Annotated in this window: 18 protein-coding genes and 1 pseudogene; 13 read left to right on the forward strand and 6 right to left on the reverse strand. The window is 69.6% G+C overall.

Annotation, left to right across the window (positions count from 1 at the left end):
• Positions 1 to 99 precede the first annotated feature (99 nt).
• A complete protein-coding gene (gene pstS, locus I3K84_RS07880) occupies positions 100 to 1,215 on the forward strand; it encodes a phosphate ABC transporter substrate-binding protein PstS (RefSeq protein WP_135149076.1) in 1,116 nt (371 codons plus the stop codon).
• 21 nt (positions 1,216 to 1,236) lie between these two features.
• On the opposite strand, the gene apbC is transcribed toward pstS, so the two are convergent.
• From apbC to selD, 3 genes and pseudogenes are all read right to left on the reverse strand, one after another.
• Entirely contained in the window at positions 1,237 to 2,328 is a 1,092-nt protein-coding gene (gene apbC, locus I3K84_RS07885) for an iron-sulfur cluster carrier protein ApbC (protein WP_196995865.1), read from the reverse strand.
• Positions 2,329 to 2,428: 100 nt separating this feature from the next.
• Positions 2,429 to 3,478, reverse strand: a pseudogene (locus I3K84_RS07890) (tellurite resistance/C4-dicarboxylate transporter family protein); the annotation flags it as partial.
• Positions 3,475 to 4,545, reverse strand: a complete 1,071-nt coding sequence (gene selD / locus I3K84_RS07895; RefSeq protein ID WP_172208246.1) for a selenide, water dikinase SelD — start codon at positions 4,543 to 4,545, stop codon at positions 3,475 to 3,477. The gene selD and the pseudogene I3K84_RS07890, both read right to left, overlap by 4 nt.
• Before the next feature lie 128 nt (positions 4,546 to 4,673).
• Here selD and mnmH point away from each other — a divergent pair, with 128 nt between their 5' ends.
• From mnmH to I3K84_RS07920, 5 genes are all read left to right on the forward strand, one after another.
• Entirely contained in the window at positions 4,674 to 5,723 is a 1,050-nt protein-coding gene (mnmH, locus tag I3K84_RS07900; RefSeq protein ID WP_196995866.1) for a tRNA 2-selenouridine(34) synthase MnmH, read from the forward strand.
• Between the two features lie 166 nt (positions 5,724 to 5,889).
• Positions 5,890 to 6,459 carry a restriction endonuclease gene (locus I3K84_RS07905; RefSeq protein WP_015914120.1) on the forward strand — a complete coding sequence of 190 codons (570 nt, stop codon included), beginning with the start codon at positions 5,890 to 5,892 and terminating at the stop codon, positions 6,457 to 6,459.
• A gap of 29 nt (positions 6,460 to 6,488) precedes the next feature.
• Positions 6,489 to 7,721, forward strand: a complete 1,233-nt coding sequence (locus I3K84_RS07910) for a patatin-like phospholipase family protein (protein WP_196995867.1) — start codon at positions 6,489 to 6,491, stop codon at positions 7,719 to 7,721.
• Between the two features lie 59 nt (positions 7,722 to 7,780).
• On the forward strand, positions 7,781 to 9,847 hold the full coding sequence (gene metG / locus I3K84_RS07915) for a methionine--tRNA ligase (protein ID WP_196995868.1): 2,067 nt from the start codon (positions 7,781 to 7,783) through the stop codon (positions 9,845 to 9,847).
• Positions 9,848 to 9,903: 56 nt separating this feature from the next.
• Positions 9,904 to 10,176, forward strand: a complete 273-nt coding sequence (locus tag I3K84_RS07920; RefSeq protein ID WP_231403434.1) for a hypothetical protein — start codon at positions 9,904 to 9,906, stop codon at positions 10,174 to 10,176.
• Between the two features lie 48 nt (positions 10,177 to 10,224).
• Here I3K84_RS07920 and I3K84_RS07925 read toward each other — a convergent pair whose 3' ends face one another.
• Positions 10,225 to 11,238 carry an AraC family transcriptional regulator gene (locus I3K84_RS07925; protein WP_231403435.1) on the reverse strand — a complete coding sequence of 338 codons (1,014 nt, stop codon included), beginning with the start codon at positions 11,236 to 11,238 and terminating at the stop codon, positions 10,225 to 10,227.
• A 115-nt stretch (positions 11,239 to 11,353) separates the two neighbouring features.
• Here I3K84_RS07925 and I3K84_RS07930 point away from each other — a divergent pair, with 115 nt between their 5' ends.
• The 3 genes from I3K84_RS07930 to I3K84_RS07940 all read left to right on the forward strand — a co-directional run bounded on the left by I3K84_RS07930 (position 11,354) and on the right by I3K84_RS07940 (position 15,852).
• On the forward strand, positions 11,354 to 12,967 hold the full coding sequence (locus tag I3K84_RS07930; protein WP_196995870.1) for an FAD-dependent oxidoreductase: 1,614 nt from the start codon (positions 11,354 to 11,356) through the stop codon (positions 12,965 to 12,967).
• The gene (locus I3K84_RS07935) at positions 12,964 to 14,112 is read left to right on the forward strand and encodes an L-lactate dehydrogenase (RefSeq protein WP_196995871.1); all 1,149 of its coding nucleotides are present in this window, start codon (positions 12,964 to 12,966) and stop codon (positions 14,110 to 14,112) included. The genes I3K84_RS07930 and I3K84_RS07935 overlap by 4 nt, the downstream gene beginning before the upstream one ends.
• Before the next feature lie 72 nt (positions 14,113 to 14,184).
• Positions 14,185 to 15,852 (forward strand): acetolactate synthase large subunit, encoded by a 1,668-nt coding sequence (locus I3K84_RS07940; protein ID WP_196995872.1) that lies wholly within the window; start codon positions 14,185 to 14,187, stop codon positions 15,850 to 15,852.
• A gap of 119 nt (positions 15,853 to 15,971) precedes the next feature.
• On the opposite strand, the gene I3K84_RS07945 is transcribed toward I3K84_RS07940, so the two are convergent.
• Positions 15,972 to 16,658, reverse strand: coding sequence for a YitT family protein (locus tag I3K84_RS07945; RefSeq protein WP_011806587.1), 687 nt, complete (start codon positions 16,656 to 16,658; stop codon positions 15,972 to 15,974).
• A 149-nt stretch (positions 16,659 to 16,807) separates the two neighbouring features.
• The gene (gene bamE / locus I3K84_RS07950; protein ID WP_011806588.1) at positions 16,808 to 17,308 is read right to left on the reverse strand and encodes an outer membrane protein assembly factor BamE; all 501 of its coding nucleotides are present in this window, start codon (positions 17,306 to 17,308) and stop codon (positions 16,808 to 16,810) included.
• A gap of 144 nt (positions 17,309 to 17,452) precedes the next feature.
• Between bamE and I3K84_RS07955 the strand changes: the two genes are divergently transcribed.
• From I3K84_RS07955 to panD, 4 genes are all read left to right on the forward strand, one after another.
• Positions 17,453 to 17,656 (forward strand): DUF3460 family protein, encoded by a 204-nt coding sequence (locus I3K84_RS07955; RefSeq protein ID WP_015914130.1) that lies wholly within the window; start codon positions 17,453 to 17,455, stop codon positions 17,654 to 17,656.
• A 75-nt stretch (positions 17,657 to 17,731) separates the two neighbouring features.
• The gene (locus I3K84_RS07960) at positions 17,732 to 18,592 is read left to right on the forward strand and encodes a ScpA family protein (protein WP_172208288.1); all 861 of its coding nucleotides are present in this window, start codon (positions 17,732 to 17,734) and stop codon (positions 18,590 to 18,592) included.
• A 49-nt stretch (positions 18,593 to 18,641) separates the two neighbouring features.
• Positions 18,642 to 20,231 (forward strand): L-aspartate oxidase, encoded by a 1,590-nt coding sequence (gene nadB / locus I3K84_RS07965; protein ID WP_196995873.1) that lies wholly within the window; start codon positions 18,642 to 18,644, stop codon positions 20,229 to 20,231.
• Between the two features lie 27 nt (positions 20,232 to 20,258).
• The gene (panD, locus tag I3K84_RS07970; protein ID WP_196995874.1) at positions 20,259 to 20,639 is read left to right on the forward strand and encodes an aspartate 1-decarboxylase; all 381 of its coding nucleotides are present in this window, start codon (positions 20,259 to 20,261) and stop codon (positions 20,637 to 20,639) included.
• Positions 20,640 to 20,648 lie beyond the last annotated feature (9 nt).

The following is a 20,648-nucleotide window of genomic DNA, read 5'->3' on the forward strand; positions in this document are numbered from 1 at the left end:
TCCTGGCTCCCGCCCGGCCCTGAAGGCCCCCGCCGCCGCACCCCTGGATTGCGGCGCATGCGGGCCCTGCCCTACCACTCTTTCCGACGCTTTCTCGCTATGCAAACGACTTTCCGATCGCGTATCGCGCTGATCGCCGCCCCCGCGCTGGTCAGCCTCGGCCTGGCCGCACCCGCACTGGCCCAAGACATCACCCTGCGTGGCGCGGGCGCATCCTTTCCTGCCAAGGTGTATGCCCAGTGGGCCAGCCACTATGCGCAGGAGCGCGGCACCAAGGTCCAGTACGCAGCCGTCGGCTCTACCCAAGGCGTGCAGCAGATCAAGGCGCAGCAGGTCGACTTCGGCGCCACCGACATTCCCCTGTCGCAGCAGGAACTGGCCCAGCATCACCTGATCCAGTTCCCCACGCTGGTGGGCGGTGTGGTGCCAGTCGTGAACCTGCCGGGCGTAGCCAGCGGGCGGCTGCGCCTGGATGCGCACGTGCTGGCCGCCATCTTCGCCGCACGCATCGACCACTGGAACGACAAGGCGATTGCCGCGCTGAACCCTGAATTGAAGCTGCCCAACCTGCCGATCACGCGCGTCGTGCGGGCCGACGGCTCGGGCACCACGCAAGTGCTGCTCGCCTACCTGCGGCTGGCCGCGGCCGCGGACGACAGCGCCATCCCCCTCAAGGACGGACGTGCGAATTGGCCCGCCGGCGGCGCGATCCAGGCCGTGGAGGGTTCCAGCAAGATGGTGGCGGCGGTGCAGGCCACCGCCGGTGCCCTGGGCTACGTGTCATCGGACTATGTGGTGGGCGACGGTCCCGCCGCCGTCGCGCTGCGCAACCGGCGCGGCGAATGGGTGACCCCTTCGCTGGCGAGTTACCGCGCCGCCGTGCGCGGCGCCAACCTGTTTCGTGACGGCCTGAACGCGCCGCCGCTGGTGGACGTGGACAGCCCCATGGCCTGGCCCATCGTGTCGGCCACCTACATCGTGATCAACAGCAAGCCCGCCGCGCCCGAGCGCACGGCACGCGCGCTCAACTTCTTCTATCGCTCGTTCCTGATGGGCGACCGCGCGGTGGCCGGCACCGGCTTTGCGCCACTGCCCGCCGAGACGCAGGCCCGCGTGGTGGCGCTGCTGAGCACGGTGCGCGCACCGGACGGCAAGCCGCTGCCCGTGATGGGCGGAGCAGAGGAAGGCGCGGGCGCGCGGCTCGCGCTGCGCTGAGCCGCAACGCGCCCTGGCAGATCAGGTGTTCTTGCTGATCGAGATGGTGGGGAACTTGCTGGAGAAGTCCTTGGCCTGCTGCGCGATCTTCACGGCCACATCGCGCGCCACCTTCTTGTAGATCTGCGCGACCTCGCCGTCAGGGTCGGCCACCACGCTGGGCTTGCCGCTGTCGGCCTGCAGGCGGATGTGCATGTCCAGCGGCAGCGCGCCCAGGTAGTCCATGCCATAGTCGGCGGCCATCTTCTTGCCGCCGTCGGCGCCGAAGATGTGCTCCACATGGCCGCAGTTGCTGCACACGTGCACGGCCATGTTCTCCACGATGCCCAGGATGGGCACGCCCACCTTCTCGAACATCTTGATGCCCTTCTTGGCGTCCAGCAGCGCAATGTCCTGCGGCGTGGTGACGATCACCGCGCCGGTCATGGGCACGCGCTGGGAGAGCGTGAGCTGGATGTCGCCCGTACCCGGCGGCATGTCGATGATGAGGTAATCCAGGTCTTTCCAGTTGGTCTGGCGCAGCAGCTGCTCCAGCGCCTGCGTAGCCATGGGGCCGCGCCAGATCATGGCCTCGTCCTGGTCCACCAGGAAGCCGATGGACATGACCTGCACGCCGTAGTTCTCGAGCGGCTCCATGGTCTTGCCGTCCTCGCTCTCCGGGCGGCGGCTGATGCCCAGCATCATGGGCTGGCTGGGACCGTAGATGTCGGCATCCAGCACGCCCACGCGGGCGCCTTCAGCGGCCAGCGCCAGGGCCAGGTTGGCGGCCGTGGTGCTCTTGCCCACGCCGCCCTTGCCCGAGGCCACGGCGATGATGTTCTTCACCTGCGGTAGCAGCTGTACGCCCCGCTGCACCGCGTGCGCGATCACCTTGGTGTTGATGTTGACCGACACGTTCTCCACGCCCGCCACTGCCTTGGCAGCGGCGATGAACTGGCGGCGCAACTCGGGCACCAGGCTCTTGGCGGGGTAGCCCAGCTCCACGTCGAAGGCGACATCGCCGCCGTTGATCTGCACATTGCGCACCGCGCGCGTGCTCACGAAGTCCTTGCCCGTGTGCGGATCCTGGACGCCGGCGATCGCCGCCAACAATGCCTGTTCTGTGAGTGCCATGGTTGTGTGGTTTGCTGAAGAGAAAGCCGGAGTCTAGCCAAGCGGCCTTGGCACTGGCGCGCCTGTGCCTTTGTTTGCCTACAGCCCACGCAGCTGGCGCGCCACGCATGCGCAGCATGCCGATGAACGCCAGCAGCCAGGCCAGCAGCGCCACGGCAAAGAACAGCCGGGGCAGCGCATCCAGAAAGCCAAAGGCCATGGCCTGGTCCATCTGCCAGGTGCAGGCCGCGTACATGCCCAGCGGAAACACCGCGCCCCAGTACAGCGGGTCGTAGCGCAGCGGAAAGCGGCGCACGCCGTGGCGCCAGATGCCCAGCAGCACCAGCATGGGAATCCACCAGGTGCCCGCGGCCCAGTAGAACACCGTGAAGCCCTTGAGGAACGGCAGCAGCGACACCAGGAACGGCGCCTGCGGCGCGTTCAGGATCAGCAGCGAGCCGGCCAGCGTGGAAATGGCCATGGCCCCCATGTTGATCCAGTACGGCGGCGACAAGTCGCCCGGTGAGAAGGGAAAGAACAGGTAGCGGTAGAAGATCAGCGCCATCATCCAGATGTAGAGCATGCCGCCCCACAGCCACATGGACAGCGCCAGCAGGTTGAGTTCCAGCCGCAGCGGCTGGCCGATGCGCGCGGCCAGCAGGGCGCTGGACACGGCCAGCGCCTGCGTGGACACCACGGCCAGCAGCCAGGCACCGCTGATGCCCCGGTCCAGCGGGGGCTTGTCCCGGCGGATGGTGAAGGCCGTGAAGATGGTGTAGGTCAACACCAGCCACAGCAGCGCCGCCAGCGCCCATAGCGCGAAGCCCAGCGGCACATGGCCCAGCAGCACGATGCACTGGCTGGCCAGGATGCCCGTGGCAGCCACCATGGTGAAGTAGCCGGTCCCGCGCGCGTGGTCCACCATGTCGCCAAAGAAACGCCGGGGATAGCGCCAGGCCCGCAGTACATACAAGACCCACAGCACCACGTACTGCACGGCATTCAGGACCAGCAACGCGCGCGCCAGCAGGGGATGGCCCAGCATGTCCGCAGCCAGTGAAACGATGCCTGTGGCCATGACCAGGCCGAAGTAGGCCGGCGACAGCTCGCGCAATCCCCCCTGCCCCGCCGGAGTAGCCAGCTGCGGCGGCGACCCCGGCGGCGTGTTCAACGCAGCTCCAGCCGTGCCGGCCCCGCCTGCACGCTGCCGATCACCGCCGCCTGCGCGAAGCCCTCGCGCGCGAACACCGCGAGCACGTCCTGCACGCTGTCCGGCGCGCAGGCCACCAGCAGGCCACCCGAGGTCTGCGGGTCCGTCACCAGCGCCTGTGCGGTGGCTGGCAGGCCGGCGGACAGCGCCACGCCGTCGCCATAGCCGGCCCAGTTGCGGCCGCTGGCGCCGGTCACGAAGCCCGCCGCGGCCAGGTCCGCCACGCCGGGCAGCAGCGGCACGCGCGCCCAGTCGATCTGCACCGTAACGCCCGCGCCGCGCGCCACCTCCAGCGCATGGCCAGCCAGGCCGAAGCCCGTCACGTCGGTGATGGCGTGCACGCCGGGCAGCTCGGCCAGCAGCGGGCCGGGGGTGTTCAGGCGCGTGGTGGCGGCAATCATCTCGCGGTAGTGGGCGTCGGCCAGTTGCTCCTTCTTCAGCGCGGCCGAATACACGCCCACGCCCAGCGGTTTGCCTAGCACCAGCACGTCGCCCGGCTGGGCGCCGGCGTTGCGGCGCACCCGGTCCGGGTGCACCAGGCCCATGGCCACCAGGCCGTAGATGGGCTCGACCGAGTCGATGGTGTGGCCGCCCGCGATCGGGATGCCCGCCGCGCGGCACACGTCCTGCCCGCCGCGCACGATGGCGCCGATCACGTCCAGCGGCAGCGTGTTCACCGGCATGGCCACCAGCGCCAGCGCCATGATGGGCTTGCCCCCCATGGCGTACACGTCGGACAGTGCGTTGGTGGCAGCGATGCGGCCGAACTCGTATGGGTCGTCCACGATGGGCATGAAGAAGTCCGTGGTAGCCACCAGCGCCTGGCTCTCGTTCAGGCGGTACACGGCCGCGTCGTCCGAGGTCTCGATGCCCACCATCAACTCGGGCGGCATGACGGCGCCCGCGCCGCTTTGCTGCAGGATCTGCGACAGCACGCCCGGCGCGATCTTGCAGCCGCAGCCGCCGCCATGCGACAGCGAGGTCAGGCGCGGATGGGAAGGGGCGGCGGTGGGGGCGGAAGCATTCATGGCAAACAGGGAAAAAGCGCGGTGACGGACAATGGCGCCTGCCCCGACGCAAAAAAGTGTGCCGCGGGCGCGCCGCGCGCATCATCCCAGATTCGCACCTGCCCGGCTTTGTTCAGCACTGCATTCCCGTGTCCCACCACCGCCCCATCCGTCCCGAAGACCGCCACCAGTTCGACGCCCTCATCGACGCGCGCTCGCCCGCCGAATACGCCGAGGACCACATCCCCGGCGCGATCAACTGCCCGGTGCTGAACGACGAGGAGCGCGCCATCGTCGGCACCATCTACGTGCAGCAAAGCGCCTTCGAGGCGCGCCGCGTGGGCGGGGCCATGGTGGCGGCCAACCTGGCGCACCACCTGCGCACGCATTTCGCCGACAAGCCTGCGCACTGGCGCCCGCTGGTCTACTGCTGGCGCGGCGGCATGCGCAGCGGCTCCATGGTGCAGTGGATGCGCCTGGTGGGCTGGGACGCGCAGCAGCTCGCCGGCGGCTACAAGTCCTTTCGCCGCCATGTGATGACGCAGATCGAGACCCTGGTGCCGCAGCTGGAGCTGCGCGTGCTGGTGGGCGCCACCGGCAGCGCCAAGACGCGCGTGCTGCAGCAACTGGCCAGTATGGGCGCGCAGGTGCTGGACCTGGAGCACTGCGCCCGCCACAAGGGCTCACTGCTCGGCGCGCTGCCGGGCGTGCCCCAGCCGTCGCAAAAGAATTTCGAGACACAGATCGCCACCGCACTGGAGGCGCTGGACCTGTCCCGCCCCGTGTATGTGGAGGGTGAGAGCGCGCGCATCGGCCGCCTCACGGTACCCGTGCCGCTGGTGCAACGCCTGCGCGCCGCCGCGTGCATCGAGATCGAAGCCACGCCCGAAGAGCGCCTGGCCTACCTGCTGCGCGACTACGCTTACCTGGGCGACGACCCCGATGCACTGGCCAAGCGCCTGGGCACGCTCACCGAGCTGCAGGGCAAGGAAGTCGTGCAGCGCTGGCAGGCCTGGGCCCGGGCGGGGGAGCTGTCCGCGCTGTTCGCCGAGCTGATGCTGCTGCACTACGACCCGCACTACGGACGCTCGCAGGCGCGCAACTTCATGCACTGGGAGACACGCCAGCGCGTGGGCGCGCCGGACCTGTCGCCCGAGGGCATCGCCAGCGTGGCGCAGGCCGTACTGGCGCTGGAATAGTTTGGCATCAAATCAGGCTGCAGCGCTTTATGGATAAGCGCAAGCAGCTATCATTTTTGAAACCCTCTCGCGCACATGAAATCCCGGCGATTCGTACGGGAACACGCCGCCTTCGGCTAGGCTCAAACCCACCTCATTCCTCAAGGACTCCTTTGTGAAATTGAAGATGGCCCCGAACTCGGGCTTCGCAATCCTGCTGCGCTCGCCCTGGTGGGTGAGCTTTGCCATCGCCGCCGCCATCGTGCTCGTCTGCGGCGCACTGCTGCCGAGGGACATCGCCCCGTTCGCCGCCATGGGCGCGCTGCCGATCGCCGTGATCGGCTGCATCGCCGCGTGGCGCCAGTGGCGTGCCCCCAGCGCCGCGCGCGTTCAGGGCGCCCTGCAGGCCGCTGCCGCCATGCCGTGGAAGGATTTCGCCAACACGCTGGAGCGCGCATGGCGCACCGAGGGGCACGAGGTGCAGCGCCTGGCCGGCCTGCACGCGGACCTGCGCATCACGCAGGGTGACCGCGCGGTGCTGGTGGCCGCACGCCGCTGGAAGGCCGCCACGCATGGCGTGGAACCCCTGCGTGAACTGCACGCCCAAGCGCAGCAGCAAGGCGCGCAGGCCGTGTACGTGGCGCTGACCGGCACCGTGAGCGAGACCGCACGCAGCTTTGCGCGCGAGCATGGCGTGGTGCTGCTGGAGGGCGATGCCCTGGCTGCCCTGCTGCTCAAGGCCACGCCCGCAGGTTAAAAAAAGCGCAACCCAAGCCGCGTGGCTCCATGACCCACTCCCCTGCCCCTGCGCACACCGGCCTGGTGCTGATGGGCGGCGGCGCGCGTGCCGCCTACCAGGTGGGCGTGCTGCAGGCGATTGCCGACCTGCGGCTGGCTTGCGGCGAGCGGCGTGGGCCGGGGCCATTCGGCATCCTCACCGGCACCTCGGCCGGCGCCATCAACGCGGCGGCCATGGCCTGTGGCGCGGACCAGTTCGACCGCACGGTGCGGCGCCTGGCGCGCGTGTGGACCCAGTTCCATGCCCGACAGGTGTACCGCGCCGACTCCCTGAGCGTGATGCGCAGCGGCGCACGCTGGCTCACGCTGCTGTCGCTGGGCTGGGCCCTCACCCGCTGGAGCCGCATGCGCCCGCACTCGCTGCTGGACAACGCGCCGCTCGCGCAACTGCTGGACCAGTTGGTGCCACTGGCGCGCGTGCCGCGGCTGATCCGCGCGGGCCACCTGCGCGCCCTGGCGGTGACCGCGTCCAGCTACAGCTCGGGCCAGCACGTGGCGTTCTTTGACGCCGGAGACGCCCAGGAGCCCTGGGTACGCTCATTGCGCAAATCCGCGCGCGGCCCCATCACGCGCAACCACCTGCTGGCCTCGTCGGCCATTCCGTTCATGTTCCCGGCAGCGCCACTGGCCATCGACGGGCACACCGAATACTTCGGCGACGGCTCCATGCGCCAGACCGCGCCGCTGGCGCCCGCCATCCACCTGGGTGCGCGGCGCCTGCTGGTGGTGGGCACCAGCCGCACCTATGAGCCGCCGCGCCCCTGCATGGCTGGCACGCAGCAGCCCTACCCGGCGCTGGCCCAGGTGGCGGGCCACACGCTGTCCAACATCTTTCTGGATGCGCTGTCGGTGGATATCGAGCGCGCCCAGCGCATCAACCAGACGCTGGCGCTGATTCCGCCCGAGGCGCGCAGCCACAGCCCGCTGCGGCCGCTGGAGCTGCTGGTGTTCGCCCCCTCGCGCAACCTGGACGAGATGGCGGCGCGGCATGTGTGCGACCTGCCGGGGACCATCCGCACCCTGCTCAGCGCGCTGGGCGTGCGCGCCGACCGGCCTGACGCGGGCACCGGCGCGCTGGCCAGCTATTTGCTGTTCGAGCGGGGTTACACGCAAGAGCTCATGGCACTGGGCCACGGGGACGCGATGGCGCGGCGCAGCGAGATCTGCGCCTTCTTCGGCTGGCAGGACCACGGCAATCCCGTGCGGGCGCCGCGGAACTGACACGCCCTAAAATCGAGGGTTGCGCCTCGAAACCCGAGGCGACTGGAGAGCCGCCCCCGATGACCGCACGCAAGATCTTCGTCACCACCGCCCTGCCGTATGCCAACGGCAATTTCCACATCGGCCACATCATGGAGTACATCCAGGCCGACACCTGGGTGCGCGCGCAGCGCATGCAGGGCAACGCGGTCAATTTCGTCGGCGCGGACGACGCCCATGGCGCGCCCATCATGATTGCCGCCGAGAAGGCGGGCAAGACGCCCCAGCAGTTCGTGGCCGACATCGCCGCCGGGCGCAAGCAATACCTGGATGGCTTTCACATCGCCTTCGACAACTGGAGCAACACCGACAGCCCGGAGAACCACGAGCTGTCCCAGCAGATCTACCTGGACCTGAAGGCCGCCGGCTTCATCGAGACGCGCACCATCGAGCAGTTCTTCGACCCCGAGAAGAACATGTTCCTGCCCGACCGCTTCATCAAGGGCGAGTGCCCGCGCTGCCATGCCAAGGACCAGTACGGCGACAACTGCGAGGTCTGCAGCTCGGTCTACGCGCCCACCGACCTGATCAACCCCTACTCGGCGCTGTCGGGCGCCAAGCCGGTGCTCAAGACCTCCGAGCACTTCTTCTTCAAGCTCTCCGACCCGCGCGCGGTGGAGTTCCTGACCGAGTGGACGCAGAACGGCCAGCATGTGCAGCCCGAGGTGGCCGCCAAGATCAAGGAATGGTTCGGCACGCGCACCAATCCCGACGGCACGACCAGCGAAGGTCTGGACGACTGGGACATCTCCCGCGACGCCCCCTATTTCGGCATCGAGATCCCCGATGCGCCGGGCAAGTACTTCTACGTGTGGCTGGACGCCCCCGTGGGCTACCTGGCCTCGCTCAAGAACCTCTTGAACAAGCGCGGCGAGGACTACGACGCCTACATGGCCGACCCGCAGCTGGAGCAGTACCACTTCATCGGCAAGGACATCATCACCTTCCACACGCTGTTCTGGCCCGCCATGCTGAAGTTCAGCGGCCGCAAGACGCCCACGAAGATCTGCGTGCACGGCTTCATGACCGTGAACAACGGCGAGAAGATGAGCAAAAGCCGCGGCACGGGGCTGGACCCGCTCAAATACCTGGCCCTGGGCATGAACCCCGAGTGGCTGCGCTACTACCTGGGCGCCAAGCTCAACGGCAAGAACGAAGACATCGACTTCAACCCCGAAGACTTCATGGCCCGCGTGAATGCCGACCTGATCGGCAAGTACGTGAACATCGCCAGCCGTGCCGCGGGCTTCATCTTCAAGCGCTTCGGCGGCAAGCTGGGCGAAGTCAGCGCCGATGGCCAGGCGCTGCTGGCGCAGCTGCGCGAACAGGCCGGCCCCATCGTTGCGGCCTACGAGGCGCGCGACACGGCCCGCGCCGTGCGCGAGACCATGCTGCTGTGCGACCGCGTGAACAGCTACGTGGACGCCAACAAGCCCTGGGAGCTGGCCAAGCAGGAGGGCATGGAGGCGCGCCTGCAGGACGTCTGCACCACCTGCATCGAGGCCTTCCGCATCCTGACGATCTACCTCAAGCCCATCCTGCCGCAGGTGGCGGCCGAGGTGGCCCGCTTTCTCATCGTGCCGCCCGAGCAGTTTGCCGAAGTGGCCCAGCCCCTGGGCGCCGGCCACCAGATCGGCCAGTACCAGCACCTGATGCAGCGCGTGACGCAGGAGCAACTGGACGCGCTGTTCGAGCCGCCGGCTCCCGCAGTCGAAAAGGTCATCCCCGGCGGAGAGGAAATCGCCCCGACGATCACCATCGACGACTTTGCCAAGGTGGATCTGCGCATCGCGAAAATCGTGAAATGCGAGGCCGTGGAAGGCTCCACCAAGCTGCTGCGCCTGACACTGGATGTGGGCGAAGGGCAGACACGCAACGTCTTCAGCGGCATCGCCAGCATGTACAAGCCCGAGGACCTGCAGGGCAAGCTCACGGTGATGGTGGCCAATCTGGCGCCGCGCAAGATGAAGTTCGGCCTGAGCGAGGGCATGGTGCTGGCCGCCAGCCACGCCGACGAGAAGTCGCACCCCGGCATCTTCGTACTGGAGCCCTTCCCCGGTGCGCAGCCGGGCATGCGCATCCACTGATGCCCCAGCCTCGGCGATCGCGCCAGCCCCTGCGCCTTGCGGCTGCAGGGGTTTTTTTGTGCGCCTTGCTTTCGGGGTGCACGGTGGTGGCGGTGGGTGCAGCCGCCGTCAGTGTCACGGCGACCGCCGTGGGGCTGGCGGCCGACGCCGCCGTGGGCACGGCCAAGGTTGTCGGTAAAGGCGTGGGCAAGGCCTATGACGCGATGACCGAAGACGAAGAAGACCACAGCGGCATCACCATCCGCTACCGCGAAGGCGGCGCACCGCAGCCGCTGCCGGATGCCCCGCCGCAGGAGCAGGCGGCACCCACGCCTGAGGCGCTGCCGTAGCCGCTGCGCGCGTAGCCTGGCGGCACCCGCCACAGGACGGACACACGGTCACGCCGAGGGCTCGCCCGGTGGCCGCGCGGCCTGCCGCCACAGCCCCGGTGTGCAGCCTGTCCAGCGGCGAAAGGCCCGGTTGAACACGCTGGGCTCCGCGAACCCCAGCGACTGGCTGATCTCGCCCAGCGGGCGGTCCGCCTGCGCCAGCGCGTGCAGTGCGGCCTGGTGCCGCGCCGCGTCCAGTACGGCGGTGTAGCTCAAGCCCAGCGCCTGCATGCGTCGCGCCAGGGTGCGCTCGCTCAGTCCCAGCGCTGCCGCGGCCTGGGCGCGCTCGGGGGCCTTGCCGTGCAGCGGCGCTTGCAATTGATCGGCCATCCATGCGTGCAGCGCCTGTGCAAGGTCGGCCGGCGCTGACAGTGCCGCCAGCCGTGTCGTCGCATGTTCGCGGTGCAGGCGCGCGAGCTGCTCGTCGGCCTGGGGCAGCGGCGCGTCCAGCAGCGCGTTGTCCAGCAGCACGCCGCTGAAGGCCTGCTCGAATTCCACGGCGCAGCCGAAGGCCTCGCGGTAACCCGCCAGCGGCCCGATGCGTGCCTGGCTGAACTGCACCTGCCGCGGACGCACCACCTGTCCCGTGACCCACCGCGCAAACGCCACGACCGCGGCCAGCACCGCCTCGATCTGGTGCGGGCTGAATGCCAGCGCGCCCTGGCGCGGGTGGTACACCACCCAGCTGGCGGTTTCGCCCGCGATCATCTGGAAACGCCCGCCGTCGCTGATGAGGCGCTGGTACTGCTGCACCGCGGCAATGGCCGCGCGCAGGCTGGACGCGGACTGCAGCAGGTAGCTCACCACATTGAAACTGCCCGGCCCCACCTGTGCCCCCACCTTGAGGCCAAAACCCGAATCCTGCGTGCAGTGCACGGCTGCGCGCCACAGCCGCGTGATGTGGTCAATGGGCCAGCGCTCGTGCGCCAGCTCGGCCGGCACGATGCCCGCCTGCGCCAGCAGGCGCTCGCGCGCCACGCCCGCGCGCTCGGCGGCGGCCAGCACGGTGTTCACCCAACTCATCGAAACGCTGGCCTGCAAGGTCAATTTCTGTGGCCTCCAAAGTCTATGCCGCGCCATGATATGCCGCTATCTTGGCCGGCAGTGCGCCACACAGAGCGCGCAAGGAGACAGCCGCATGGCAACCCAACATTCCGACACCGTCGTCATTGGCGGCGGTCTGGCCGGCATCGTGGCCGCGCTGGAGCTGCTGCGCGCGGGCCAGCGCGTCACGCTGGTGGACCGCGACACGCCCGAACGCTTCGGCGGCCTGGCGCTGTGGGCCTTTGGCGGCATGGCCCTGGTGGGCACGCCGCTGCAGGCGAAGATGAAGATCCCCGACACGCCCGAGCGTGCGCTGGCCGACTGGCTGCGCTTTGGCGAGCTGGACGCTGACGACCACTGGCCCCGCGCCTGGGCGCGCCACTACGTGGAGCATTCGCGCGCGCAGGTGCACGACTGGCTGCTGCAGGAGGGCGTGAAGTTCATGCCCGCGGTGAACTGGGTGGAGCGTGGATTGAACGGCGAGGGCAACAGCCTGCCGCGTTACCACATCGTCTGGGGCACCTCGCGCGAACTCACGCGGTGCCTGATCGCGGCGCTGCGGCGTGCGGGTGAAGGCAGCAGGCTCACACTGCTGCACGGCCGCCGCGCCACGGCACTGGACCACCAGGACGGACGGATCGCCGGCGCCGTGGCGGTGAACGAAGCCACGGGCGAGGAAGTACGCCTGCACGCCCCGGTGGTGGTGCTGGCCATGGGCGGCATCAACGGCGGGCACGAGGAGACCCGTGCCAACTGGCCCCAAGGCCGGCCGCGCCCCGCCGCCATGCTCAACGGTGCGCACCCCTTCGCCGATGGCAAATTGCACCGCCACGCCGCCCGCCTGGGCGCGCAGATCACGCACGCGGGCGAGATGTGGAACTACGCGGCGGGCTTTCCACACCCGTTCCCGCATTTCGACGGGCACGGCCTGTCGGCCATTCCGTGCAAGTCGGCGCTGTGGCTGAACCACCGGGGCGAGCGCATCGGCCCCGCGCCGCTGGTCACCGGCTTCGACACGCACTGGCTGTGCCAGCGTGTGGCCGCGCAGGAAAAGCCCTGGACCTGGCACCTGCTCAACTGGCGCATCGCGGCCAAGGAGTTCGCCATCTCCGGCGCCGAGCACAACCAGCGCATCCGCGACAGGCAATTCCCGCAGTTCCTCAAGGAAACGCTGCTGGGCAACCACCGCCTAGTGCGCCAGATGCAGCGGCAAAGCCCGCATTTCCTGGTGGACGACACGCTGGCCGGGCTGGCCGCGAAGATGAACGCGCTGACCGCCTCGCTCGACGTGCGCCCGGATGTGCTGCAGGCCACGGCCGACGCGTTCGACGCCAACTTCGCCCACGGCGCCAAGCTGCACAACGACGACCAGATCCGCCGCATCCTGCACGCGCGCCAGTGGGGCCCCGACCGGCTGCGCACCTGCGCACCCGCGCCGCTGCAACAACCCGGCGCGGGGCCGTTCATCGCCATCCAGATGCAGCTCATTACGCGCAAAAGCCTGGGCGGGCTGCAAACGGACCTGCACAGCCGCGTTCTCGACGGCGCAGGCCAGCCCATCGACGGCCTGTACTGCGTGGGCGAGGCGGCAGGTTTTGGCGGCGGCGGTGCGAACGGCAAGCGCTCGCTGGAAGGCACCTTTTTGCCCGGCTGCATCCTCACCGCACGCGCAGCGGCGCGCGCCATCACCGGGAGGGCCGGCGCATGAGGGGCTACCCCGCATCGGTCGCCGACTGGCGCCGCCTCGCAGCGCAGCGCCTGCCGCGCTTTCTGTTCGACTACATCGACGGCGGCGCCAGCGGCGAGCGCACGCTGGCCGCCAACGTGCAGGACTTCGCCGCCCTGCGCCTGCGCCAGCGCGTGCTGGTGGACGTGGCCCAGGTGGACACCCGCGCCACCCTGGCCGGCCAGCCCTGCGCGCTGCCGCTGGCGCTGGCACCCATCGGCCTGGCGGGCATGGCCGCGCGCCGGGGCGAAGCGCAGGCCGCGCGCGCGGCACACGCGGCGGGCGTGCCATTCACGCTCTCCACCGTGGGCATCTGCCCCATCTCCGAGGTGGCGGCCGCAGCCGGCGCGCCGCCCTGGTTCCAGCTCTACATGCTGCGCGACCGCGGCGCCGTGCGCGCGCTGCTGGACGGTGCCTGGGCCGCCGGCTGCCGCACGCTGGTCTTCACCGTCGACCTACCCCTGCCCGGCATGCGGCTGCGCGACATCCGCCACGGCATGGCCGCGAGTGGCGCGCGCCCTGCGCTCATCCGCGCCGCACAGGTGCTGGCGCGCCCCGGCTGGGTGCGGGACGTCGCGCTGCGCGGCCAGCCGCTGCGCTTTGGCAACCTGACGGCGCAGGTGCCCGGCGCGCGCGACCTGGGCGCCTTCAAGGCCTGGGTGGACGCGCAGTTCGACCCCAGCGTGACGTGGCAGGACATCGACTGGCTGCGCGGCCAATGGAAGGGCCGCCTGCTGCTCAAGGGCATTCTGGACGTGCAGGACGCCCAGACCGCCGTGCAGGTGGGCGCGGACGGCATCGTCGTCTCCAACCACGGCGGGCGCCAGCTCGACAGCGTGGCCTCCACCGCCGCCAAGCTGCCCGCCATCGCCCAGGCCGTGGGCGCGCAGACTGAGGTGCTGGTGGACGGCGGCGTGCGCAGCGGCGTGGATGTGTTCAAGGCCCTGGCCCTGGGGGCGCGCGGTGTGCTCATCGGCCGCCCCTGGGTGTGGGCGCTGGCCGCGCAGGGCGAGGCGGGCGTGCGCACCCTGCTGGCCCAGTGGCAGCGCGAGCTGCTGCTGGCAATGACGCTGGCGGGCGTGACGCGCGTGGCCGACATCGGCCCCCAGCACCTCGACACGGATTGATGACAAAAAAACGGCTCCAGCGCTTACCCATCAAGCGCAAGCAGCTATGAATAAAGAAGCAAGGAGATTCCCATGAACGGCGCACAAGCCCTGCTGAAAACTCTGGCCGATGCCGGCATAGAGGTCTGCTTCACCAACCCTGGCACGAGCGAGATGCACTTCGTCGCCGCGCTGGACAGCGAGCCGCGCATGCGCGCCGTGCTGGCGCTGTTCGAGGGCGTGGCCACCGGCGCGGCCGATGGCTACGCGCGCATGGCCGGCAAGCCCGCCGCCACGCTCTTGCACCTGGGCTGCGGCCTGGGCAACGGCCTGGCCAACCTGCACAACGCACGCAAGGGCAAGGTGCCGGTGGTCAACATCGTGGGCGACCACGCCACGTACCACACGCAGTACGACGCGCAGCTGCAGTCGGACGTCGAGACCGTGGCGCGCAACGTCTCGCCCGGCTTCGTGCGCACAGCGCAAAGCACTGCGGCCCTGTGCCAGGACGCGGCAGACGCCATTGCTGCCGCGCGCGGCCTGCCGGGCCAGGTGGCCACGCTGGTCCTGCCCGCCGACGTGTCGTGGGGCGAGGGCGGCCAGCCCTGCCCGCCCCCGGCGTTGCCCGCGCCCGTCGCCGCCAGCGACGAGGCGGTGCAGGCCCTGGCTCAGACCCTCATGCAGGCCATCCGCGCGGGTGAGAAGACCGTGCTGCTGCTGGGCGGCCACGCGCTGCGCGAGGGGGCGCTGCGCAGCGCCGCGCGCATTGCGGCCCACAGCGGCGTGCAGTTGCTCGCCGAGGTGTTTCCCACCCGCATGGAGCGCGGCGCGGGCCTGCCCGCCGTAGAGCGCGTGGCCTACCTGGCCGAGCTGGCCGGCGTGCAACTGGCGGGCGCGCGGCACCTGGTGCTGGTCGATGCGAAGTCGCCCGTCTCGTTCTTCGCCTACCCCGGCAAGGCCAGCGACCTGGTGCCCACGGGCTGCACGGTGCACACCCTGTGCAGCCCGGCGCAGGACGCAGCGGCGAGCCTGGACAAGCTGGCCGCCGCGCTGGGCGCCAGCGCCACGCAGCCGCCCCTGGCCCTGGCGCAGCGCCCCGGCCGCCCGCGCGGGCCGCTCACCGCGCCCAAAGTGTGCAAGGCCGTGGGCCACCTGCTGCCCGAGAACGCCATCCTCATCGACGAGGCCATCACCTCCGGCCTGATGCTGGGCGTGATGACGGCGGGCTGCCCGCGCCACGACCTGATCACGCTGACCGGCGGCGCCATCGGCCAGGGCCTGCCCAATGCCGTGGGCGCGGCCATCGCCTGCCCCAACCGCCCGGTGATCGCACTGATCGGCGACGGCACGGCGATGTACACCCTCCAGGCGCTGTGGAGCATGGCGCGTGAGAACCTGCATGTGGTGTCGGTCATCTTCAACAACGCCAGCTACTCGGTGCTGAACGTGGAGCTGGAGCGCGTGGGCGCTGAGCAAGCGGGCCCCAAGGCCAAGTCGCAGCTCGATCTGAAGGGCCCGGTACTCAACTTCGCCCAGCTCGCGCAGGGCATGGGCGTGCATGCGGTGCGCGCCAGCACGGCCGAGGACTTCTGCCAGGCGCTGGAATACGCGCTGGCGCACCCCGGGCCGCACCTGATCGAAGCACTGGTGCCCGAGTCGCTCGCCGGCCCGAAGCGCAAGGTGCTGCCCTGGCTGCTGCGCGCCCTGCCCAGCCTGCCGCCGCAGGTGGCGCGCGCGCTCAAGCGCAAGATCGCGCCGTGAGGCGGCCGAGCCCCCACGCAAGAAAGCCCTGCACCGCAGGGCTTTCTTTATATGAATGATTTCGGACTCTAGCGCTTGCCAGACAAGCGCGAGCAGCTCACTTTTTCATATCAACGGCATCAACCGCCCTGGTAGCGTCCCGGCCGGTGGCTGACCCACAGGAACACGCACATCACCACCGTGGCGAGCACCGACCAGGCCACGCGCTGCCACGGCACCACGCACAGCGCCAGCAGCACCACGCAGCAGTCGATGCCCAACTGCACCTTGCCCGCGCGTATGCCGTGGCGCTGCTGCGCGTAAAGCGACACGATGGTCGCGCCGCCCAGGCTGGACTGGTGGCGCGCCAGGAACAGCACGCCCGTGCCCATCAGCAACCCTCCGGCCACCGCGGCAAACGCCGGGTGCAGGTAGTCGATGTGGAACACGTTCGGCGCCAGCACCATCACCAGCGACAGCATGGCCACGCAGACGAAGGTCTTGAGCGTGAAGGCGCGCCCCAGGTGGCGCCAGGCAAACCAGTAAAACGGCAGGTTGATGAGGAAGTACACCGCGCCGAACGACCAGCCCGTGGCGTAGTGCAGCACGAACGCCAGCCCCGCCGTGCTGCCCGTGAGCAGCCCGGCCTGGGCGTACATGAGCATGGCCAGCCCGACGAACAGCGAGCCGGCGAACAGCGCCTGGGCGTCCTCGAACGGGCCGTGGCGCAGGGTGGCGTTGGAAGAGGGAACGTGCGCCGCGCCAGCGGGCGCGAGTGCGGAAAGAGACGATTGGGCGTGCAAAGTGTGTGCGGTGCGGCTGGCCATGGTGTGGTTCCTGAGCATCCTGCGGGCGGCGCTGGTGGCGCCGGGGCGCAATCATCTCATGGAAAACCCTAGGTCTGCTGGGCGCCCGCGCCCGTCCCTCCCCGCTCGCGCATTTCAGGGCGGCTCCAAGGAGGCGGCCCAGGATCGGCTCAAGGACCGTCGTGCAGCTTCTCGGTGCTGGCCGCACGCAGCACGCGCCCGTCGGCGCCGAACACCACGGTGAACAGCTTCTCCTGCGCGGGGGCGTCGGTCCAGTGCCAGTCCCACTCGGTCTCCTGCTTGAGCTCATAGGTCACCTGCTTGCCGGGCTTGCCCAGCAGGCGGCGCACCTGCTCCTGCGTCATGCCGGGCTGCACCTTGGCGAAGTGGTGCGGCGCCAGCACCTGGCGCAGCGCGCTCATCTTGCCGTCGGTGCCGATGGTGATCATGTAGTTGCGCCGCCCGGCCGGCTGGCGGTTGTATTCCAGGGTGCGCGAGCCGTCGGCCTCCTGCCAGACCTGCTCGGGCTCGCCAAAGCGCGCACGCACGTCCTGCTCGGTGGAGACGCCTTCTTCCAGTTCGCGGATGCGCTGCTCGTCGCAGCCCGCCAGCAGGGTGAGCACGGCCAGCAGGGAGGCGCCCGCGCCCTTGAGCCAGTGGTGTAAAGCCATCGGTAGGTCCATCCTCATGGTGATCGGCCGCCCGGTCGCGGCGCACAGGCTGCACTGTAGAGCGTCCGCGGGCCTGCCGCACGGGCCGTCGCCCAGGGGCCGGGGCTAAAATGCGCGGTTACCAAGAGGCTCACGCACCGCACCATGTCCTTCTTTCGCCGCCCCGACTACGAATCCGACACCACCCAGTTCATCAAGCAGCTCAAGGCCCAGAAGCCCGAGCTGGATGCCCAGCAGCAGGCCGGCCGCGCCCTGCTGTGGGACAAGCAGGTGGACCACGATGCCTGGCAGGACTACAACGCCGGGCGCATCCCCCAGCAGCCCTACGTGTACCAGTCGCGCTCCTGAGCGCGCTACACATCAAATCAGGCTCCAGCGCCCATGCAGCAAGCGCTGGAAGCTATTGAATAAATAGTAAGCTCCATGGCCGCCCCGCGTTTCACCGCGACTGCCGCCGACGGTGCGCCGCCGGCCTCTGGCGACGGCCTGCCGCAGGTGGTGGACCAGGTGGCGCTGGCGCGCCTGTATGGCGAGCCCCTGTTCGCGCTGCCGCAGGACCTGTACATCCCCCCCGACGCGCTGGAGGTGTTCCTGGAGGCCTTCGAAGGCCCGCTGGATCTGCTGCTGTACCTGATCCGCAAGCAGAACTTCAACATCCTGGACATCCCCATGCTGGATGTCACGCGCCAGTACCTCGGCTACGTGGAGGAGATCCGCAGCCGCAACCTGGAGCTGGCGGCCGAGTACCTGCTGATGGCGGCGATGCTCATCGAGATCAAGTCGCGCATGCTGCTGCCGCCCAAGAAGCAGGAAGGCAGCGCCGAGCCCGAGGACCCGCGCGCCGAACTGGTACGCCGCCTGCTGGAGTACGAGCAGATCAAGCTGGCCGCCATGCGCCTGAACCAGGTGCCGCAGTACGGCCGCGACTTCCTCCGCGCGCAGGTCACCATCGAGCAGAGCCTGCAGCCGCGCTTTCCGGACGTGAGCCTGACCGACCTGCAGGAAGCCTGGCGCGACATCTTGAAGCGCGCCAAGCTGGTGCAGCACCACAAGATCACGCGCGAGGAACTCTCGGTGCGCGAATACATGAGCCATGTGCTCAAGGCGCTGCAGGGCCGGCGCTTCGTGGAATTCGAGGAACTGTTCCAGCCCGAGAAGGGCGGCACCGTGCTCGTGGTGACCTTCATCGCGCTGCTGGAGCTGGCCAAGGAAACCCTCATCGAGATCACCCAGGCCGAGGCGTTCGCACCCATCTACGTGCGCCTGGCCTATACGCCTGTCTGATCGCCCCCATCCCCCTCGCCACGGCCGGGTGGCTGCGGCGCACATTGCCATGACCTCACACGACTTCGACGTACTCATCGTAGGCAGCGGCCTCGCAGGGCTGACCGCCGCGCTAAAGCTGGCGCCCACCCACCGCGTGGCCGTCCTCACCAAGCGCCAGCTGGCCGACGGCGCCAGCGGCTGGGCCCAGGGCGGCATCGCCGCCGTGCTGGCGGAGGGCGACAGCTTCGAGTCGCACGTGCAGGACACGCTGGTGGCCGGCGCAGGCCTGTGCGACCTGGCGGCCACGCGCTTCGTGGTGGAGAACGCGCCGCAGGCCATCCGCTGGCTGCAGGGCCTGGGCGTGCCGTTCTCGCAGGAAGACGGCGCCCTGCACCTCACGCGCGAAGGCGGCCACAGCGCGCGGCGCATCGTGCACGCCACCGACGCCACGGGCGCGGCCGTGCAGCGCACGCTGATCGACGTGGTGCGCGCCACGCCCGGCATCACGCTGTTCGAACACCACACCCTGGTGGACCTGATCACCAGCGCCAAGCTGGGACTGGCTGGCGCGCAGCGCTGCCTGGGCCTGTACGCGCTGGACGAGGCCACCGACGAGGTGCTCACCTTTCGCGCACCGCACACCATCCTGGCCACGGGGGGCGCGGGCAAGGTGTACCTGTACACCACCAACCCCGACACGGCCACGGGCGACGGCATTGCCGCGGCCTGGCGCGCGGGCTGCCGCGTGTCCAACCTGGAGTTCATCCAGTTCCACCCCACGTGCCTGTACCACCCGCACGTCAAGAGCTTCCTCATCACCGAGGCCGTGCGTGGCGAGGGCGGGCAACTCAAGCTGCCGCCGCAGGCCGGCGGCACGCGCTTCATGCCCCAGCACGACGCGCGCGCCGAACTGGCGCCGCGCGACATCGTGGCGCGCGCCATCGACTTCGAGATGAAAAAGCACGGCCTGGACTGCGTGCACCTGGACATCTCGCACCAAAGCCCCGCGTTCCTGCAGGCGCACTTTCCCAACATCCTCGCGCGCTGCGCGGAGCTGGGCATCGACATCACGCGCGAGCCCATCCCCGTGGTGCCCGCCGCGCACTACACCTGCGGCGGCGTGCTGACCGACCTGGCGGGCCGCACCGACCTGCACGGCCTCTTCGCCATTGGCGAGACCGCCTGCACCGGCCTGCACGGCGCCAACCGCCTGGCCAGCAACTCGCTGCTGGAATGCATGGTGTTCGCGCGCGCCGCGGCCGCCCACATCCAGCAGGCGCAGCGCGCGGATCTGCCTCCGTTGCCCGCGTGGGACGACAGCCGCGTGACCGACGCCGACGAGTGCGTGGTCATCTCGCACAACTGGGACGAGCTGCGCCGCTTCATGTGGGACTACGTGGGCATCGTGCGCACGGACAAGCGCCTGGAGCGCGCGGCGCACCGCATCGCGCTGCTGCAGGGCGAGATCCAGGAGTTCTATGCCAACTTCCACGTCACGCGCGACCTGCTGGAACTGCGCAACCTGGTGCAGGTGGCCGACCTGATCGTGAAAAGCGCGCAGATGCGCCATGAAAGCCGCGGCCTGCACTTCAGCCGCGACTGGCCCGACATGGCCGCCCCCGCCGCGCCCACCATCCTGGTGCCGCCCGCACGCTGACCCCTTTTCACAATCCAAGGAGATTCCATGTACCGCACCCTGCTCAAATCCAAGATCCATCGCGTCAAGACCACGCACTGCGAGCTGCACTACGAGGGCTCGTGCGCCATCGACGAAGACCTGCTGGATGCCGCCAACATCTGCGAGAACGAGCAGGTGCACATCTGGAACGTGGACAACGGCGAGCGCTTCGTCACCTACGCCATCAAGGGCCAGCGCGGCAGCGGCATGGTCTCGGTGAACGGCTCGGCCGCGCGCCGCGCCGCCGTGGGCGACCTGCTCATCATCGCGGCCTTCGCCCAGGTGCACGAGGAACACGTGGCCGCGCACCAGCCGCAACTCGTGTTCGTGGACGAGCGCAACCGCCAGGTGGCGCTGCGCCACCACGTGCCCACGCAGTCGCTCTGAGCCCGCCCC

The sequence above is a fragment of the Diaphorobacter sp. JS3051 genome (assembly GCF_015832135.1).
GTDB lineage: Bacteria > Pseudomonadota > Gammaproteobacteria > Burkholderiales > Burkholderiaceae_C > Diaphorobacter > Diaphorobacter nitroreducens.

What these genes read in the sequence shown, in the direction of transcription:
- nadB (WP_196995873.1), top strand. Translation starts at nt 18,642, where the DNA reads ATGACCTCACACGACTTCGACGTACTCATCGTAGGCAGCGGCCTCGCA.
- I3K84_RS07945 (WP_011806587.1), bottom strand. Translation starts at nt 16,658, where the DNA reads ATGGCCAGCCGCACCGCACACACTTTGCACGCCCAATCGTCTCTTTCC.
- panD (WP_196995874.1), top strand. Translation starts at nt 20,259, where the DNA reads ATGTACCGCACCCTGCTCAAATCCAAGATCCATCGCGTCAAGACCACG.
- I3K84_RS07960 (WP_172208288.1), top strand. Translation starts at nt 17,732, where the DNA reads ATGGCCGCCCCGCGTTTCACCGCGACTGCCGCCGACGGTGCGCCGCCG.
- selD (WP_172208246.1), bottom strand. Translation starts at nt 4,545, where the DNA reads ATGAATGCTTCCGCCCCCACCGCCGCCCCTTCCCATCCGCGCCTGACC.
- I3K84_RS07935 (WP_196995871.1), top strand. Translation starts at nt 12,964, where the DNA reads ATGAGGGGCTACCCCGCATCGGTCGCCGACTGGCGCCGCCTCGCAGCG.
- I3K84_RS07940 (WP_196995872.1), top strand. Translation starts at nt 14,185, where the DNA reads ATGAACGGCGCACAAGCCCTGCTGAAAACTCTGGCCGATGCCGGCATA.
- I3K84_RS07930 (WP_196995870.1), top strand. Translation starts at nt 11,354, where the DNA reads ATGGCAACCCAACATTCCGACACCGTCGTCATTGGCGGCGGTCTGGCC.
- metG (WP_196995868.1), top strand. Translation starts at nt 7,781, where the DNA reads ATGACCGCACGCAAGATCTTCGTCACCACCGCCCTGCCGTATGCCAAC.
- apbC (WP_196995865.1), bottom strand. Translation starts at nt 2,328, where the DNA reads ATGGCACTCACAGAACAGGCATTGTTGGCGGCGATCGCCGGCGTCCAG.
- pstS (WP_135149076.1), top strand. Translation starts at nt 100, where the DNA reads ATGCAAACGACTTTCCGATCGCGTATCGCGCTGATCGCCGCCCCCGCG.
- I3K84_RS07905 (WP_015914120.1), top strand. Translation starts at nt 5,890, where the DNA reads ATGGCCCCGAACTCGGGCTTCGCAATCCTGCTGCGCTCGCCCTGGTGG.
- bamE (WP_011806588.1), bottom strand. Translation starts at nt 17,308, where the DNA reads ATGGCTTTACACCACTGGCTCAAGGGCGCGGGCGCCTCCCTGCTGGCC.
- I3K84_RS07925 (WP_231403435.1), bottom strand. Translation starts at nt 11,238, where the DNA reads ATGAGTTGGGTGAACACCGTGCTGGCCGCCGCCGAGCGCGCGGGCGTG.
- I3K84_RS07910 (WP_196995867.1), top strand. Translation starts at nt 6,489, where the DNA reads ATGACCCACTCCCCTGCCCCTGCGCACACCGGCCTGGTGCTGATGGGC.
- I3K84_RS07955 (WP_015914130.1), top strand. Translation starts at nt 17,453, where the DNA reads ATGTCCTTCTTTCGCCGCCCCGACTACGAATCCGACACCACCCAGTTC.